15 protein-coding genes and 1 riboswitch are annotated in these 17,042 nt (G+C 38.4%); of the genes, 6 read left to right on the plus strand and 9 right to left on the minus strand.

Annotation, left to right across the window (positions count from 1 at the left end; genetic code table 11):
- Positions 1–88 precede the first annotated feature (88 nt).
- The 5 genes from AC1EKT_RS02355 to eno form a co-directional block, all read right to left on the minus strand.
- Positions 89–562, minus strand: a complete 474-nt coding sequence (locus AC1EKT_RS02355) for an FtsB family cell division protein (protein ID WP_116431745.1) — start codon at positions 560–562, stop codon at positions 89–91.
- A 192-nt stretch (positions 563–754) separates the two neighbouring features.
- On the minus strand, positions 755–1,894 hold the full coding sequence (gene folP, locus AC1EKT_RS02360) for a dihydropteroate synthase (RefSeq protein WP_419399308.1): 1,140 nt from the start codon (positions 1,892–1,894) through the stop codon (positions 755–757).
- Positions 1,895–1,947: 53 nt separating this feature from the next.
- Entirely contained in the window at positions 1,948–2,448 is a 501-nt protein-coding gene (gene folK / locus AC1EKT_RS02365; protein WP_481615975.1) for a 2-amino-4-hydroxy-6-hydroxymethyldihydropteridine diphosphokinase, read from the minus strand.
- Positions 2,449–2,704: 256 nt separating this feature from the next.
- Positions 2,705–3,619, minus strand: coding sequence for an L-lactate dehydrogenase (locus AC1EKT_RS02370; RefSeq protein WP_415683864.1), 915 nt, complete (start codon positions 3,617–3,619; stop codon positions 2,705–2,707).
- Between the two features lie 197 nt (positions 3,620–3,816).
- On the minus strand, positions 3,817–5,112 hold the full coding sequence (gene eno / locus AC1EKT_RS02375) for a phosphopyruvate hydratase (RefSeq protein WP_004111411.1): 1,296 nt from the start codon (positions 5,110–5,112) through the stop codon (positions 3,817–3,819).
- A 210-nt stretch (positions 5,113–5,322) separates the two neighbouring features.
- Positions 5,323–5,447: riboswitch (TPP riboswitch) on the plus strand.
- Here eno and AC1EKT_RS02380 point away from each other — a divergent pair.
- The 3 genes from AC1EKT_RS02380 (at position 5,437) to AC1EKT_RS02390 (ending at position 8,293) form a co-directional block, all read left to right on the plus strand.
- Positions 5,437–6,252 (plus strand): ABC transporter permease, encoded by an 816-nt coding sequence (locus AC1EKT_RS02380; protein ID WP_421789967.1) that lies wholly within the window; start codon positions 5,437–5,439, stop codon positions 6,250–6,252. Its footprint overlaps the riboswitch before it by 11 nt.
- A 153-nt stretch (positions 6,253–6,405) precedes the next feature.
- Complete coding sequence (locus AC1EKT_RS02385; protein ID WP_415683863.1) at positions 6,406–7,404, plus strand: ABC transporter substrate-binding protein; 999 nt, start codon at positions 6,406–6,408, stop codon at positions 7,402–7,404.
- Between the two features lie 151 nt (positions 7,405–7,555).
- The gene (locus tag AC1EKT_RS02390; protein ID WP_481615976.1) at positions 7,556–8,293 is read left to right on the plus strand and encodes an ABC transporter ATP-binding protein; all 738 of its coding nucleotides are present in this window, start codon (positions 7,556–7,558) and stop codon (positions 8,291–8,293) included.
- Positions 8,294–8,379: 86 nt separating this feature from the next.
- Here the strand turns inward: AC1EKT_RS02390 and AC1EKT_RS02395 are convergent, their stop codons facing one another.
- Complete coding sequence (locus tag AC1EKT_RS02395; RefSeq protein WP_415683862.1) at positions 8,380–8,604, minus strand: hypothetical protein; 225 nt, start codon at positions 8,602–8,604, stop codon at positions 8,380–8,382.
- 452 nt (positions 8,605–9,056) lie between these two features.
- On the opposite strand from AC1EKT_RS02395, the gene AC1EKT_RS02400 reads away from it, so the two are divergent.
- A complete protein-coding gene (locus AC1EKT_RS02400) occupies positions 9,057–10,085 on the plus strand; it encodes a virulence RhuM family protein (protein ID WP_481615978.1) in 1,029 nt (342 codons plus the stop codon).
- Positions 10,082–10,471: a hypothetical protein gene (locus AC1EKT_RS02405; RefSeq protein ID WP_481615979.1), complete on the plus strand. Its 390-nt coding sequence runs from the start codon at positions 10,082–10,084 to the stop codon at positions 10,469–10,471. The genes AC1EKT_RS02400 and AC1EKT_RS02405 overlap by 4 nt, the downstream gene beginning before the upstream one ends.
- Positions 10,472–10,514: 43 nt before the next feature.
- On the opposite strand, the gene mfd is transcribed toward AC1EKT_RS02405, so the two are convergent.
- From mfd to AC1EKT_RS02420, 3 genes are all read right to left on the minus strand, one after another.
- A complete protein-coding gene (mfd, locus tag AC1EKT_RS02410) occupies positions 10,515–14,123 on the minus strand; it encodes a transcription-repair coupling factor (protein ID WP_481615980.1) in 3,609 nt (1,202 codons plus the stop codon).
- The gene (pth, locus tag AC1EKT_RS02415) at positions 14,113–14,712 is read right to left on the minus strand and encodes an aminoacyl-tRNA hydrolase (protein WP_004111397.1); all 600 of its coding nucleotides are present in this window, start codon (positions 14,710–14,712) and stop codon (positions 14,113–14,115) included. The genes mfd and pth overlap by 11 nt, the downstream gene beginning before the upstream one ends.
- A gap of 139 nt (positions 14,713–14,851) precedes the next feature.
- On the minus strand, positions 14,852–15,904 hold the full coding sequence (locus tag AC1EKT_RS02420; protein ID WP_415683860.1) for an ABC transporter substrate-binding protein: 1,053 nt from the start codon (positions 15,902–15,904) through the stop codon (positions 14,852–14,854).
- 308 nt (positions 15,905–16,212) lie between these two features.
- Between AC1EKT_RS02420 and AC1EKT_RS02425 the strand changes: the two genes are divergently transcribed.
- On the plus strand, positions 16,213–17,004 hold the full coding sequence (locus AC1EKT_RS02425; protein WP_481615981.1) for an ABC transporter permease: 792 nt from the start codon (positions 16,213–16,215) through the stop codon (positions 17,002–17,004).
- The last annotated feature ends 38 nt before the right edge of the window (positions 17,005–17,042 follow it).

Below are 17,042 nucleotides of genomic sequence, written 5' to 3' on the forward strand. Positions count from 1 at the left end.
TAGCCATGCGTTTCTACTCCTGTTAAAGCTGTTTTACAAATAAATAATTTTTTACTTTATCAGTTTATATATTTTATCAGTTTATATGTTATAAGGATGGCACAGTATCTGGTTTGTCTGCTTTATGTATTGCATACATTAAGTCACTATACCAAGGCAAGACTGAATGAGTCTTAGTTTCGCTATTTTCTTGAGCAAATTCATTCGGAACTTTTCCAGTTACTGCTTCAGGATGCTCTACGCGAACAGCCTGTTCACCGGGAAAAATAAAGCCGAGACGATCTCTAGCTTGAGCAGTAACGTATGCTTTGTCTTTCCATCGGTCAATATTATTATTCAACGTACGCTTTTGTTCACGTAAATCACTTTCTTCACGCTGAAGTGCATGAAGCTCAGATAAGCTTAACGCATAATTTCTAACTGTTGAAATGCACTCAATTGAACCAACAGTAACTACAAAAACCATAAATAAAAACACAAGTGGTCCTGAAAGTAGTCGACGCTGTTGCAATGGTGCTACATCTTCACCTAATGCTGTTTTACGACGCTTTTTCATAACCATACTTTCTAAATTACTTGATGTATTCGACGTGAAAACATCATGCATTCCGCTAGTATCTTACGCGCTTTTAGATGCAAAATGCTGTTGTGTCACATTTACAGTAACACTGCATTTACAGTCACACTACATTTATTCGTTATTAAAATTAAAAAAACTGACGAACAAAACTGCAAAAAAATTATTTAAATTTTTCTACTTAAACCAGTAATTTCTATTAATAACATCAATCATTTCGACTAATTGCTTTGTTTCTGCAATATCATGAGCACGTATTACACGCCCACCAGCCATAAACATCGCTGTTTCTGCAACTAAAGTGACAGGCAAACGATCTTCTTTATCTAAATTAAAAAGCTTCTTACCAAAGCCTTTTCTAGAAATCGCAACCAATATTGGTCGACCAAAACGATGCAATTGATTAATATTTCGCATCATTGCATAATCTTGTTCACCATCAGCAACCTTTGCATAGCCAATTCCTTGATCAAGAATAATCCTATTTAAGTCAACTCCTCCATCAACAAGCATTTTTAAATTATCGCTAAAGAATTGACACATAACCTTTGTTAAATTGTCATATTCTGTATCTCTATTGCTATGCATTGTCACTAATCCAACGTTAGAATCTGCCATAAGCTTTACTTTTTCTGGAGAATCAAACGCGCGAACATCATTTATAATATCTACGCCAGCTTCAATTGCAGCTTCCATTACAGGTAACTTGTAAGTATCTACTGCTACAGCAATTTGAGGATAATTTTTGTGAATATACTTAATAGCAGGTATAACGCGCCTTATTTCCTCTTCTGGAGTAATTTCTAAATAACCGCCAGGTTTTGTAGTTTGACCGCCTACTTCTATAACATCAGCACCAGCTTCAACTATTTCTTTAATATGGCTATTTACCTCGTCTTCACTTTGGTACTTGCCACCATCATAGAATGAGTCAGGAGTAATATTCAAAATCGCGTAAACTATAGGCTTGTCAAGTGTATCAAAGCAGAATCGCCCTGCATTCCACACAATTGCTTTTTGCTTTAATAGCGAGCGCAAACTTGCAAGTAATTCTTGATCTTCGTACCATGCTTTTTCGCACTCTTGCATAAAAGGTTTAAGAGCAATAAGCGGCAAAATGAAGTCAATAGAAGACTCGGATACTTTGATAGCTGTATCAAAATGATCGAGAAAATCAGCTACTTTGTTTAAATCGTTTTCGCTAATATTTTCCCACGTGCATAAAATTTTTTGATTTACGCAAAGATCCTGCAGTAACGCTATATCTGCAATATTTTTAGAAGATACATTCTCCAAATTGCTTTCAATAATTCGCATTTGTATTCTTTCTTTCTAAAGCCTCATATTTAAAACTAAATTTATATTCCAAACTAATTAAAAACTTCGCTACTTTCAATAATATTAATCCAATTAGTGTCGCTAGTTTTATTAAGCTTATCTTGGATGAGCTCATGATAATTAGCATCGTCTGCGCTTATTTCAAGCAAAGGAACTAATACGAATCTGCGATTATCTCTTTCTTTGTGCGGAATCGTAAGATTTTCACTTTTTATAGTTTGACCACCAAAATCAATAATATCTAAATCGATTGTTCGAGGGCCCCAACGAACTATGCGCTTTCTGTGAAGACGCTGTTCAATATCATGAATAAAATCAAGCAATTCAAAAGCTGTTAAATCAGTGTACAAGCGTAAAGCAATGTTATAAAAACTGTCTTGCACTACGTCACCAACTGGTTCAGTTTCATACACTGAAGAAACGATAATATTGCTTATATGTGAATTTTGCTTCAATAGCGAAACAGCTTGACGCAAATTAAGTAATCTATCACCTATATTGCTTCCAACACTTATGTATGCACTAGAAATCATATTTCCCCCCAAAAAATAATGTCATTTATAGCTAAAAGTATATATCATAAACAATTAGGACTAGCCAACTTTAAGAATTCAAATAATAAATAATCTAATATCAAAAATTTTTATAACAAAAATGTCGCTGTAAATTCAACACTATTGAAGAGCAATTAAACCTACAACGACATTTTTCAATACGCTTTTATCTAAAATCTGTAAAAATATTTTAGATTCAAAAGTAGTATTTTCTAGTTATTTTATTTTGACTTATCTATTTTGCTTGAGCCTTGCTCAAAATTGTATCTGCAGAATGCTGCAACTTTTGCAACTCTTCTTCAGTCAAGTCAAGTTGGCACTGCTTCACAATACCTTCGCGACCAACGATTGCTGGGTAAGAAAGATAAGAATGATATTCCTCGCGATAGTTCGAAACAGGCATTTGCTCCTTTGAATCCGAAAGAACAGCATGAACCAGGCGAACTGCAGCAGCAGCAATACCGTAATTTGTATACTTCTTTCCGTAGAACACAGTGAAGCCGCCTTGACGGGTTTCTTCATCAACAGCATCTAAATCAATATTCTTTTCTTTTGCAAGCTCAACAATCGGCTGTTCAAGAACCTTAACTGTGGACCATGCAACGAACTGTGAATCGCCATGTTCACCCAAGCTATAGCCCTTCACAGCTTTTGGATGAACTCCGAAGAATTTGCCAACAGCGCGATGAAGACGTGCAGAATCAAGCAAAGTTCCAGTGCCAATAACTTTTTCATAAGGAAGACCAGTTGTTTCTTTATAAAGCTGGCAAATAGCGTCGCAAGGATTAGTAATATCAACTAAAACACCATGGAAGCCAGAAGCTTTAATCTTTGCACCAACTTCTTCAACTTGAACACGATTATGTTTAAGTTCTGCGAAACGATCAGGATTTGGGACGTCTAAAAGCTTAATATTGCCCATAGCGCTTACGATAACTTCAACATCTTTCAAAGCATCGTAATCATTGACAGTAATGTTTACATTAAAAGGCAAATTGTCCATTGAATCCTCAAAATCCAATGCATCAGCCTTAACCTTAGCTTCATTCTTGTCATACAGGTATAACTCGTCGGCGTAACCACCAACAACAAGCTGGTGAGCAACAGCTGCGCCAACATTTCCCATACCAATAACTGCTACTTTTCGCATAATGAAACATCTCCTTCTGTTTCGATTTTCTCACAAAAATATCACTATTATGGTGAGAATGAAAGTAAATTTAAGAAAATTTTTTGCGCGTTTCGATTTTTTCAAAAATATTTAATAAAAAACGGTCAGCCGTAAACACGACTGACCGTTAAAACTCAAAGACTTAAGAAGCCACTAAGTTACTTTAAAACTAAAAGTTACTTCATGTACTTCTTGCAAGCCTTGAATGCGCTGTAACCAGCATACTGAGCGGTAGAACCAAGCTCTTCCTCAATCTCAAGCAAGCGGTTGTACTTAGCAATACGCTCGCCACGAGCAGGAGCACCAGTCTTGATTTGGCCGGTGTTCTTAGCAACGGCAAGATCAGAAATGGTGGTATCTGGGGTTTCACCAGAACGATGGGAAACCATAGAAGTGAAGCCGTTCTTAGTTGCAAGCTCAATAGCGTCGAGGGTTTCGGTGACGGAACCAATCTGGTTCAACTTCACGAGCAAGGAGTTAGCTGCACCGAGCTCAATACCCTTAGCCAAACGCTTTGGATTGGTGACGAGCAAGTCATCGCCAACGAACTGCAAACGATCACCAAGACGCTTGGTGATTTCTGCCCAATCATCCCATCCTTCTTCCTGGAATGGATCTTCGATGGAAACGATTGGATACTCGTTGATGAGCTTCTCGTAGTAATCGAGCATGTAAGCAGATTCGCGCTCTTCGCCATCGAAACGATACTTACCAGTTTCCTTGTTGTAGAACTCGGAAGAAGCAACGTCAAGAGAAATACCAATCTGCTTGCCTGGCTCGTAGCCAGCGGCTGCGATTGCATCCATGATGTACTTCAAGGAATCCTCATTGGACTTCATCTTTGGAGCGAAGCCACCTTCGTCACCAAGACCAGTTGCCAAACCTTCCTTCTTCAAAACATTCTTCAAGGTGTGATAAACCTCAACACCAGCGCGCAAAGCATCGCTGTAGGTTGCGAAACCGTAAGGAGAAATCATGTACTCCTGAATATCGGTTGCGAAATCAGCGTGAGCACCACCATTCATGATGTTCATGTTTGGAACTGGAAGAATGTGACCATTGGTGCCGCCAATGTAGCGGTACAACGGAAGCTGAGCGGATTCAGCAGCAGCGTAGAGAGCAGCAAGGGAAACGCCGAGAATTGCGTTAGCACCAAGCTTGCCCTTGTTTGGCGTGCCATCAAGCTCAATCATCGTCTCATCAAGAGCGCGCTGATCGGTGGCATCCATGCCAATAACCTTAGGTGCGATTACCTCGTTGACAGCCTTAACAGCTTCCAACGTGCCCTTGCCTTGATAACGGGACTTGTCACCATCGCGACGTTCCCAAGCTTCAGCTTCACCAGTAGAAGCACCAGAAGGCACTAAACCAATACCCTGAGCGCCATCTTCGGTCTCCAAATAAACCTGAACAGTAGGATTTCCACGAGAATCCAAAATTTCGCGTGCATATACGCTTTCAATAGCTGCCACAACTACTCCTTTATACCTATGGGTTGTGATGACTCTTCCAAGACTAGTGCGTTTTATGGACGTTATATTGAGTATCAGCGTATTTATGCCGTGAACGTTCACAATATTTTGATTTAACTCGAGTCATATGAGCCAATTGTATATTTTTAAGCAATATCGTTTATAAATATCGATTTAAAATACAGTTGTCCATACCCTTAAGTGATAATGACCTCAGACACGGGGTGCGCAACTACATCGTGCCAAACAACAATACATACAGTGTTGCGCTGAGAATACACTCGTTGAACCTGATATAGCTAAAACTATCGAAGGGATTGTCGCATGACTTACAGTTCGCCTAATAAAGCGAAGAACATATTGAAGATTGCGTTTAAAGCGGTATCTTCGTGTAAAGTGTGGATTTCAACTATACTCATTTTGGTTTTGTGGTTTTTCACAACTCTTTCTCCAGTCGAAGACCGTTCTTTGCCATCCCCATATGAAGTAATACAAGCTTTTATTGATTTAAACAGCGAAGGCATATTATTAAAATCCTTAGGAATAAGTATTTTACGAGTTCTTTTAGGACTTTTGCTAGGAATTATTTTTGCTGTTCCTGCAGGCATACTTGCAGGAGGCAGTAAGCTTGGCAATATTGTAGTTGATAAACCAAGCCACATGTTGAGGTCAATTCCATTCCCGGCTTTAGCTCCAATATTAATAATTTTCCTCGGAATAGATGAAACGATGAAAATAGCGCTTATAGCTGTTGGCGTTTTTGGACCTATGTACGTTAATATTCGCGACGGAGTTCGTAATATTGATCCAAAACTTCTTGAATTAGCGCAGGTTTATCACGTTAAAAAATCTACTATTTTTATATCTATTTTGCTTCGCGGCACACTTCCAAGTTTTATGACAGGTTTGCGATTTGCAATATCTGTAGCATGGGTTGCATTAGTGACTTGCGAAACAGTTAATTCTTCTATTGGAATTGGATACATTCTTTCAAGAGCGCAAGAATTCTTTAGGCCAGATCAAATGATGGCATGCGTTATTATGTACGCAATTGCAGGTCTTGGATCTGAGCTTACTGCAAATATATTAGAGTATCTCCTTATACCTGAACGCAGATTAGATAGAAAATCACGCAAATAATCTAGTAATATCAACATTTTTCTAAAGTTAACTACTTTTTAAAATGCATTAAATTGCTTTTTAAGAATTAGTCAATATTTAGAATCAACAACCAAATAATAACAACCAAACAAACAACAAATAATAACAACCAAACAAAAGGAGCTATATATCATGGCTAATTTAAAAATGCGATTTTCTAAAAAGAGCATTATTGCATTAATCTGCGCTGCTTGTGCAACTGTATCTCTTGCAGCTTGCGGAAGCTCACAAAAATCATCAACCGCTTCTTCAAAAGAAGACGCTGGAACTATGAGAGTTGCTTATCTTTCTACAGCAAATTATTTAACTACTTTGAAAAATGAGAAATTCCTTCAAGATGAATTTGGCAAATCTAAAGTAGTTTACACTGGTCCTTACACTCCAGTTGATGGTCTTACTGCCGTTATGAGCGGAAATGCAGATGCTACAACTACTGGAACTGGACGCTTCATTGATTTGATTGCTGAAGGACAGCCATGGGTAGCTTTTGCGCTCGAATATTACAATGGTGATTCTCAAGGAATCGTTGCATCCGCAAAAAGCGGCGTGAAAACACTAAAAGACTTATATGGTAAGAAAGTTGCTATTATTCACAACGGTGACACTGGCGATTACATGCTTCACCGCGCATTTGATAAAAGCGGTTTAGACGTTTCTAAAGTTAACAAAGTTGAGATGAGCCCTAAGAACTTCCAAGCAGCATTTACTTCCGGACAGATTGATGCAATTTCCTCATTCGATCAGAATCTTGCTGCAGCAATGACAACTCCAGGTGCAAAATTGCTTGTAAATGCTAAAAAGTACGGAAATATGAACGTTACTATTCACATTGTTTCTAAGAGCTTTGCCAAAAAGCATCCAGATCTTGTTAAGAAGATGTACAAGGCTCTTGTTCGCGAAGCAAAAAAGTCTCATAAAGAAAACAATGTTATTGGAAACGCTTACAAGCAGCTCGGAGCAAGCGAAACTATTATTAAGCAAATTGAAAAGTTTGACAATCCAACTATTCGTCCAATCGATGAAAAAGGTTTGAAAATGATGGAAACTCAAGCTAAAGAATACGTGAAATATGGTTTAATCAAGCAAGCTCCAAAGAATTTGAAAGATTCTGTAATGGATTGCACAAAGTAAATTAATCCATTTATCTATAAAACACATATTCATAAAAAACAAAAATTAAATATCAAAATAAAATAATATATAACTGATTAATCAAAATTAAAACAAAGTTATATAACAAGATTATATAAACATGATTTAGAGCAACGCAGTAGGAGTAAATATGAACACTCAAATAGAAGAAAACTATGAGACTAAAGATAACTCTTACTGCGTTACTCTAGAACATATTGGCGTGACTTTTAAAAATAACGCTAAAATATTACGAGATATAAATCTAAATATTAAAAAAGGCGAATTCGTATCTTTAATAGGACGCTCAGGATGCGGAAAAACTACTCTTCTTAAAGTTATTTCAGGATTAATCAAACCTGATTCTGGAACAATAAACGTCACACAACATCAAGCAATAGGTTTCCAAGATGCAAGATTAATACCATGGCTAACAGTAAGTAAGAACGTAGTTTTCGGCATACAAGGAAACAAATCAGAACTAAAATCTATTGCAGAAAAAGCTCTTAATGATATGCAACTTAATAATTGCGGTTCGAAATGGCCATCAGAACTTTCAGGTGGTCAAGCCCAACGAGTCTCATTAGCTAGAGCTTTAGTTCATAATCCTGAATTACTACTTTTAGACGAGCCTTTCGGAGCATTAGATGCTTTAACTCGTTTAGACATGCAAGATTTGCTTGATAATCTAAGACAGAAACATGGCTGGACCACAATAATGGTCACGCACGATATTTCCGAAGCAGTAAGACTTTCTGACAGAATTCTTATGATTAAAGACGGAATCATTGAGAAAAACTGGAATATTGATCGAAGCCAACTTGATGCACAAAAGCGTCCAAATAATCACGTTGAAATAGAAGATGAGCTTAGAGAAGCGTTACAGTAAGAACGCGAAAAAATAATTGATAAAGGCACTGCAATATTGACTAGCCTTTATATATTGTATATTCGTTGTTTACCCGTCTATTTTCATTACGCTCCCATCAAGGAAAGTAAACTCGTATATTTTTTCTCATACTCATCCTGGTCCTGCAATTTCCGTGCATTTTCATTGATGCAGTTGTTAACCTTGTCAGCTACGATGTTGAGTTCTTCTTCAAGTTTCAGTTGTTCATTTTCAAGACTTGAAGTATCAAAAACAGTTTTTACCATCTCTTTATGCGTTGCGATGATTTCTCGTTTATCTTTAACAAGCATATTTACGCCTTTGATAAACAGCGTTTAAATCTCACATACACGCTTTCTAATTGTTGAATGAGGTCTGCTTACTGTTCTTATACATTTTCATCACCTAGCTTTCTATTTCATCTTTTTACGAAACGAAAGATTCTCTTTTAAGAGCAATTCATGTAAAATAAAGACACGCTTTATGCACGAAGGCGGCTCTCCGTTTCGTTAATTAAATTATCTAAAATATGATTTTGATTGACTTTAGCAGAGACCTAATCTTTATTCCTGTTGCAGACAAAATTAAAGATGCCACCTACTCCTGCTACGATATCAAGCCTTATTGCCGACGTGGTTACAGGACAAATTGATGTACGAGATGTTGAGATACAAGACTATGAACAGGTTGAAGAAACTCTCTATAAATCAGATGATAACGACACATTACAGAGCGAAGATGAAATACCAGAGGAGGTGTAATTATGCCTGAAGACAAAAAAATATCTAGTGCCGATAATCAAGGCAATCTTGTTATTTATCAAAGCAATGATGGTGAAACAAAAATTGACGTGCGTTTCGTGGATGAAACAGTTTGGCTGACGCAACAACAACTATGCGATCTTTATCAAACAAGTAAATCCAACATCAGTGAGCACATTAAACATATTTTTGAAGAGGAAGAACTTGAGGAAAATTCAGTTGTTCGGAAATTCCGAACAACTGCCTCAGACGGGAAAAAATATCTCACTACCTACTATAATCTCGACATGATTATCTCCCTTGGTTACCGTATTAAATCCAAAATCGCGACGAATTTTCGCCGTTGGGCAAGTGAGCGTTTGAAAGAGTACATGATCAAGGGTTTTACCATGGACGACGAACGCTTAAAACAGCTCGGAGGTGGCAATTATTGGCATGAACTCTTAGATCGTATTCGCGATATTCGTTCTTCAGAAAAAGTCATGTATCGTCAAGTGTTGGATTTATATGCCACAAGCGTGGACTATAACCCAAAAAGCAGAGAATCACTTGCGTTCTTCAAGCTGGTACAAAACAAGCTACATTATGCTGCTCACGGTCACACAGCTGCTGAAGTTATTTATGAACGAGCAGATGCGAATAAACCTTTTATGGGCCTTACTACTTTTTCCGGCGATTTTCCAACAGCAAAAGACACGCATATTGCTAAAAATTATTTATCAGAAGATGAGCTGAAGATATTGAATAGTATTGTTTCAGGATATTTCGATTTTGCTGAAGTGCAAGCTATGCGTCACAATCCTATGCATATGAGTGATTATGTGGAACACTTAGATCATATTCTTTCTGCTACCGGAGAAAAGCTTTTAAGTGGTGCAGGCAAAGTCAGCCATAAGCAAGCGATCGAAAAAGCCGATAAAGAATATCAGCGTTTTATTGTCAATAATCTTTCTCCCGTTGAAAAATCTTACATTGACACAATAAAAAGCCTTGAGAAAACAGCAAAGAAAAAAGCGGAGGAAGAACAATGATAACTTTTACCAACACAAAAGAAAACGGCCTAGAAACACTCATTGTCAATTGGCTTGTTGAACATAATGGTTATGAAGAAGGCACCAACGCTGATTACAACAAGGAATACGCCATTGATGAAACGCGACTTTTCCGCTTTCTTAAAACAACGCAGCCTGAACAATTTGATTTGTTAGGCATAGGACAATCCGAACAAAAAAGACGTTCGTTCCTGAACCGCCTACAATCAGAGCTAGCTAAACGCGGTATTATCGATGTTTTACGTAATGGAATCAAAGTTTATCCTGCAAACATTATTCTGTTTTATCTCACACCGAGTGAAAATAATATAAAAGCACAAGAACATTTTGAGCAAAATATTTTTAGCATAACAAGGCAACTTTGATATTCATTCCATAAAAGTGACATGCACAATTTTTTGAACTAATTTACCAAGCGACGTCATCAAGAAGCTGACGCACCCATGAAAGTATCTCATGCTCACTCATTGAATCAGCACCGAGTGAAGATTCAAAAGGAGCTGGAACAATAAGCATATGAGTAAGAGGACGATACTGTAAGCCTCTATAAATACGCTTCAAACGCATCATCACAGACTCTTTTGGATCTACGCCAACAACTCGCACTGATTTTCCTTGAGAGCTGATTTGCGTAATACCAATCTCGCGCGCTTTAAAGCGCAAACGAGCAACATCACACAAAGACTCAAACTCTTCAGGCGGATTACCAAAGCGATCAAGAAGCTCATCGTGAAGTTCTTGCAAATCACTATTATCCTTAGCAGCAGCAAGCTTCCTGTACGCTTCCAAACGAAGCTTGTCAGAAGCAATATAATCAACTGGAAGAGAAGCTTCAACAGGAAGATCAATAGTTACACAAACAGGCTCAACTCTTTCAGGTTCCTTATATTTTTCAACAGCTTCAGAAACCATACGAACATACAAATCAAATCCAACACCCTCAATGTGACCACTTTGCTCATCTCCAAGCAAATTTCCAGTTCCGCGCAATTCCAAATCTTTCATCGCAACATCAAAACCAGAACCAAGTGCAGTATGCTGAGCAATTGTTGAGAGCCTATCGTGAGATTGTTGTGTCATAGGCTTAGACGGATCATACAAAAAGTAAGCGTAAGCACGCTCATGACCTCTACCTACTCGACCACGAAGCTGATGCAACTGGCTTAAACCGAATCTATCTGCGTGATCGACAATAAGTGTATTCGCATTAGAAATATCAAGACCTGTTTCAATAATCGTCGTACAAACAAGCACATCAATATCTCTATGCCAAAAATCACGAATAACAGCATCGAGCTGCTTCTCGCCCATTTTTCCATGAGCAATAGCAACACGAACATCTGGCACAAGCTCCTGAATCTTACTTGCAACAGAACTAATATCTTCAACGCGATTATGGACGTAAAAAACCTGACCCCCACGCAACAATTCACGCTTAATGCATGCAGCAACTTGAGAATTATCATACGCACCAACGTATGTAAGCACTGGAAGCCTATCTTCTGGAGGAGTTGCAAGAGTAGACATTTCACGAATACCAGTTACAGCCATTTCAAGAGTTCTAGGAATTGGCGTTGCCGAAAGACTTAATACGTCAACGTTTGTGCGCAAAGCTTTAAGCGTTTCCTTATGTTCCACACCAAAACGCTGCTCTTCGTCAATAATAACCAAACCTAAATCTTTGAACTTTATACTAGGATTCAAAAGCTTATGCGTTCCAATAACAACGTCAATGCTTCCATCTTGCAATCCAGCTAAAGTTTCTTCAATCTCTTTAGAAGTTTGGAATCTACTCATTGCAGCAACTTTTACAGGGAATCCTTCAAAGCGATTTGTAAAAGTCTCGTAATGCTGCTGAACAAGCAATGTCGTTGGAACTAAAACAACAACTTGCTTAGAATCTTGCACAGCTTTGAAAGCTGCACGTAACGCAATTTCAGTTTTACCAAAACCAACATCTCCACAAATTAAGCGATCCATTGGGATTGGCTTTTCCATATCTGCTTTTACTTCGTCAATAGTTGTAAGCTGATCAGCAGTTTCTTGATAAGGAAATGCGTCTTCCAACTCTTTTTGCCAAGGAGTATCTTTACTAAACGCAAATCCGCGAGATTGCTGCCTTGCTGAATAAAGTTTAATAAGATTTTCAGCAATTTCATGAACATGCTTTTTAGCTTTTGCTTTAGTTTGAGCCCAGTCGGAACCTCCAAGCTTGTTAAGCTTTGGTATTTCTGCACCTATATATTTACTCACTAAATCAAGCTGATCTGTTGGAATAAAAAGCTTATCGTTAGGAGCGTTACGTTTGCTAGGGGCATATTCAATTACTAAATATTCGCGAGTTGCACTACCACCAGAAACAGCAATATTACGTTGTTTCATGCCAACAAAACGTCCAATACCATGCTGCTCGTGCACAACGAAATCACCAGGCTTTAGTTCCATTAGGTCGATTGCTTTGCGCCTGCGTTTTGGAGTTTTTAGTTGAGCTGATGCAGAAGATTTACCTGTCAGATCACGCTCTGTAAGAATCGCGATACGCGAAGCATTATCAATGAAGCCATCCGAAATACTTGAGCGCACTGTAGTAAATTCATGTACACCAGTCGCATATATAGCACGCCTCAAGCGTGCAAGAGTACCAGAAGCCGCTGCAGTAATAGTTACAGCAAAACCATTGTCAACAAGAGAAGTGATGCCTCCAGAAACTTTCGATTCATCTCCTCGAAACTCTTGTGGCGCAGATGCTGGCAAAGCAATATTTCCATAAATTTGATTGTCAACACCAAAAGATGTTAATTTCCATACGTCATGATTAGACAATTCTAACGATGAAATCGTTTCATCAAAATCCAAGAAATTAGCTTGATCGAATGTTATTGGAGCTCCAGAACCGTGACCAGAAGCAGCAACATGCCAACTAGCTGCTAAGAATTCGTTAGCTGTAGCAGTTACGTCATCTGCAGCTCTACGGCATTTTTCGGGATCAGATAGAATAATAACAGATTCCTTTGGAAGCATATTTTGCACTGATTCCATGCGATCCACTAGTGCCGGCAACAAAGACTCCATACCTTCTACTGATATAGAATTTGCGATTGATTCAAGCATATCGTCAGCATTTGGAATTGTGCCAATAAGAGAACGCGCGCGCTTGCAAATTTTTTCTGTAATCTGAAGCTCACGACAAGGCGTAGCCCAAATACTTGCAATATTATTGCCATAAGTGCGCTGATCAGAAGCATGAAATTGCTTTATAGTATCAATTTCATCGCCAAAAAATTCAATTCTCACAGGATGTGTCATTGTTGGCGCAAAAACGTCAATAATTCCACCGCGAACAGCAAACTCTCCGCGTTCCATCACCAAATCAACACGATTATATGCGTTTTCTACCAAACGTTTCACAGCATATTCAAGAGTTAATTCTTTTCCGCACTCAAATAACAGAGGATCTATATCACCAATGCCTTCAACTACAGGCTGAATAAGCGATCGCACAGGCATAACCAACACGCGAATCGGACCAAAAAGTGATGTGTTATTTTCAGGATGACAAAGCCTACGAAACACTGCAATCCTGCTAGCAACAGTATCTGCTCTAGGCGAAAGCCTTTCATGAGGTAACGTTTCCCACGCTTCTAATTTAGCAACGTCTTGAGCATCAGCATCGTACCAATCACGTACGGATGCAATAAAATCTTCAGCATCTCTACTCGATGGAACAATAACAACAACCGGCTTTTTCTTAGCTAATGCAGCAACAATAGCAGAACGAATGCCAATAGGAGAAGAAATTGTTAAATCTCCACTTATTGAATCTAAATCTTTACGATTTTTATTTGCACTTTCGCAACAATAATCAGATATCGCATCAAGATTATATTCAGATAAAGCTTTAAAAAGTGAATCCTTAGTTGATAAATCATTAAGAATATCTCTCAAGCTTATTACTGAAATATCATCAGTCTTATCATTCTTGTTGTTTTTGATATTAGACCTGCTATCAGCGGCCATTAAACTTCTCCTGCGTTGCTGCTAATCCATGGAAAATAATACTTTCTGCAGCATCAGCACCATCTGCTAAAAAGTTTGGAAGATCAGATTTTTGAGCTGCAGCAAAACCTCCAAGAACCCAATTGACAGTATTATCGTGCGCGTGAGCACCACGCTGCGCATGACCAACACCCATTCTCACTCGAGAATATTGAGGAGTACCAAGAGAGCGATCGATAGAACGAATACCGTTATGTCCTCCAGCAGAGCCTCCTGCTTTTACTTTAATGCGCCCAAAATCTAAATCCATATCATCGTGAATTATCACAATATGATCCGGTTCTATTTGATAATAGGAGCTTATAGAAGATACTGCAGCACCAGAATCATTCATAAAAGTCAACGGTTTAGCAAGGAAAAACTTTGCTACGCGACCATCAAGATTCATAACACCTTTGCCAAGTTTAGCTAAACCTTTGTGATCCGAAAGAGATACTGACCAACGTTGTGCCAAAACGTCTGCAACCATAAAACCCATGTTGTGTCTAGTACCCTCATATTTTGTACCAGGATTTCCCAAGCCAGCAATAAGCCAAAAATCCGATGCCATGGCAGACCACTCCCCATTCAAATATTTAGCAAAACAACAAAACGGGCGCATCGATTGTAGCTGAACGTAAAATTACAACTACTCGATACGCCCTTATATACTTCAGCCTATTCTATCAAGACTCAAGTCATTATGTTATTTATTTCAAAAATTCGTCAGTAGACAATTCTTTTGCTTGCGGAGTTTTATGAGTTACTTTGCCTTTAGAATCAGTGTAAGCACCTTCCTTACTTAAGAAGTTAAAGTAAGCTTGAGCGCCTTTAACATCAGTGGTTCCGAACACAAATTTTCCGCTCTTAATATCCGCGCGATTGCCCCAATATTGACCGTCAACAATCATCTTCATGCTACGCTTAACAAACTTTATGTCGAGATTAGCATCTTTTGCTTCTTTCACAAGAATTTCAGAAGCCTCATCAGGATGTTCATAAGCATATTCATATCCGCGCTTTGCAGCTTTAACAAATGCTCGAACAAGCTTAGGGTCTTTAGCTACAGTACGCTTATTTGCTATTATTCCAATAGTATCTGGCTGACCTGGCACACCGTAGTCGCCCTCCATGAAGCAGCGAAGCTTTGGTCCAAACATTTCAGACTGCACGCCTTCCCAAGTGCCGTAGAAGCCGCCAAAATCAGCTTTGCCAGATTCAAGAGTTCTAAAAGTTGAAGTTCCAACGGTAACTTTGTCGAACTTACCTTGACCGCCATCGTGTTGAATCATCCTACGAATTACAGCATCACCTTCAGCTGAACCAAAAGTTGCAAAAGTACGACCATCAAAATCTTTTGGAGAATGAATCTTATTGTTCGAAGCAAGTGAACACCAAATAGCACTTGGCTTTTGCTGGACTTGCATAACTTGCTCAAGATTTGCTCCCTTTGTTGAAAAATCAGCAGCATTCGTCAAAGTACTAAGAGCAAAATCAGCAACACCACTATCAACTGCGTGTTCCGAACCAGTCTGAGCAACAGCAAGTATATTGACATCTAATCCAGCATCTTTAAACCATCCTTTATGCTTAGCAACATAAATACCAATATGATTAGTATCCGGTGCCCAAAATAGCATAAACGACACTTTACGGAGATTTGCATTCTTACTACTACTTGCAGATCCACATGCCGAGAAAGAAAATACGCAGCATGCAGAAAGAACAAACGCAAGAGTACGCTTTAAAATACGCATATTCATGAGTTCCCTACTTTGTTTCTTGTACCGTTCTTCTGGGAAAGTGACACGAACTCGGCAGAAAACGGTAACAAAGGGCCCAGCCCGCGCCGTTCAATGCCCCTGAGCAGATTCAATCTGCTACAGTTTGCCACACATTGACTCACGAAACATTTAGATTATGCACGATTAAATAGACAAATAAAAATCATGTACACTATTAAATTCACAGAAGTTGTGCGCTTCTAATAGAATGTACATGCTATTTGTAGTTTTAAATAATTCGATTGGGGCAGCAATCGAAGTCATTTAAAGAAAGGAATCGAGTTTTCATGACGCAATCGCGTTTTAAACGTATGCTAATTAAATATCTGCCAACTGTATTTTCTGTAATAGTTTTACTTGTTTTTTGGCAGTACGCATGCGAATATTATAAAATTTCGGAAAATTTGATTCCAACACCATCTTCAATTGCTCAATCAACAGCTGACGCTTTGCCAACTCTATTACCTGCAGCATTAATTTCAACACAAGAAACAGTTATCGGTTTTTCTATTGCAATAGTAGTTGGAATTCTTTTAGGTGTTATTTTCCATGTTTGTAAGCTTGTTAAATCTGCTTTATTCCCGCTTTTATGCGCAGCGCAAACTATGCCATTAATTTCTATTGCGCCAATTTTTTTGATTTGGTTTGGTTTTGAAATATCTGGAAAAATTGTAATAGTAATGGTTTTCAGCATGTTCCCTATTGCTGTGCAAACTATACGAGGTCTTGACGCTGTTCCAAGTTTTTATACAGATGTTGCTTTAACTTGTGGAGCAAGCAGAACTTGGACTTTGTGGCATGTTAAATTAAGGGTTGCAGCTCGCCAAATTTTTGGTGGCATACGCATTAGTGCAGCTTATGTTTTTGGAACTGCTTCAACTGCAGAATATTTGGGAGCCAAAGATGGGCTAGGAATTTGGCTTCAATTCGCTTATAACTCATTTAGAACACCACTTATTTTTTCTGCAACAATAGTAATAATAATTCTTACTGCGCTTCTTATGTGCATTGTTAACGTTTGTGAAAGAATTCTGCTTGGCTCAGCAGACGAAGATGAGGATCCAGATAACCAATTGTGAAATGAATTAAAACAGCGCATGTGAGCTACAAAAGTAAC

The sequence above is a fragment of the Bifidobacterium sp. C0047B3 genome, assembly GCF_056590535.1.

Coding starts and splice junctions, on each gene's coding strand:
- AC1EKT_RS02355 (WP_116431745.1), bottom strand. CDS start 562: ATGGTTATGAAAAAGCGTCGTAAAACAGCATTAGGTGAAGATGTAGCA.
- folP (WP_419399308.1), bottom strand. CDS start 1,894: ATGCGAATTATTGAAAGCAATTTGGAGAATGTATCTTCTAAAAATATT.
- folK (WP_481615975.1), bottom strand. CDS start 2,448: ATGATTTCTAGTGCATACATAAGTGTTGGAAGCAATATAGGTGATAGA.
- AC1EKT_RS02370 (WP_415683864.1), bottom strand. CDS start 3,619: ATGCGAAAAGTAGCAGTTATTGGTATGGGAAATGTTGGCGCAGCTGTT.
- AC1EKT_RS02380 (WP_421789967.1), top strand. CDS start 5,437: ATGACTTACAGTTCGCCTAATAAAGCGAAGAACATATTGAAGATTGCG.
- AC1EKT_RS02385 (WP_415683863.1), top strand. CDS start 6,406: ATGGCTAATTTAAAAATGCGATTTTCTAAAAAGAGCATTATTGCATTA.
- AC1EKT_RS02390 (WP_481615976.1), top strand. CDS start 7,556: ATGAACACTCAAATAGAAGAAAACTATGAGACTAAAGATAACTCTTAC.
- AC1EKT_RS02395 (WP_415683862.1), bottom strand. CDS start 8,604: ATGCTTGTTAAAGATAAACGAGAAATCATCGCAACGCATAAAGAGATG.
- AC1EKT_RS02400 (WP_481615978.1), top strand. CDS start 9,057: ATGCCTGAAGACAAAAAAATATCTAGTGCCGATAATCAAGGCAATCTT.
- AC1EKT_RS02405 (WP_481615979.1), top strand. CDS start 10,082: ATGATAACTTTTACCAACACAAAAGAAAACGGCCTAGAAACACTCATT.
- mfd (WP_481615980.1), bottom strand. CDS start 14,123: ATGGCCGCTGATAGCAGGTCTAATATCAAAAACAACAAGAATGATAAG.
- pth (WP_004111397.1), bottom strand. CDS start 14,712: ATGGCATCGGATTTTTGGCTTATTGCTGGCTTGGGAAATCCTGGTACA.
- AC1EKT_RS02420 (WP_415683860.1), bottom strand. CDS start 15,904: ATGAATATGCGTATTTTAAAGCGTACTCTTGCGTTTGTTCTTTCTGCA.
- AC1EKT_RS02425 (WP_481615981.1), top strand. CDS start 16,213: ATGACGCAATCGCGTTTTAAACGTATGCTAATTAAATATCTGCCAACT.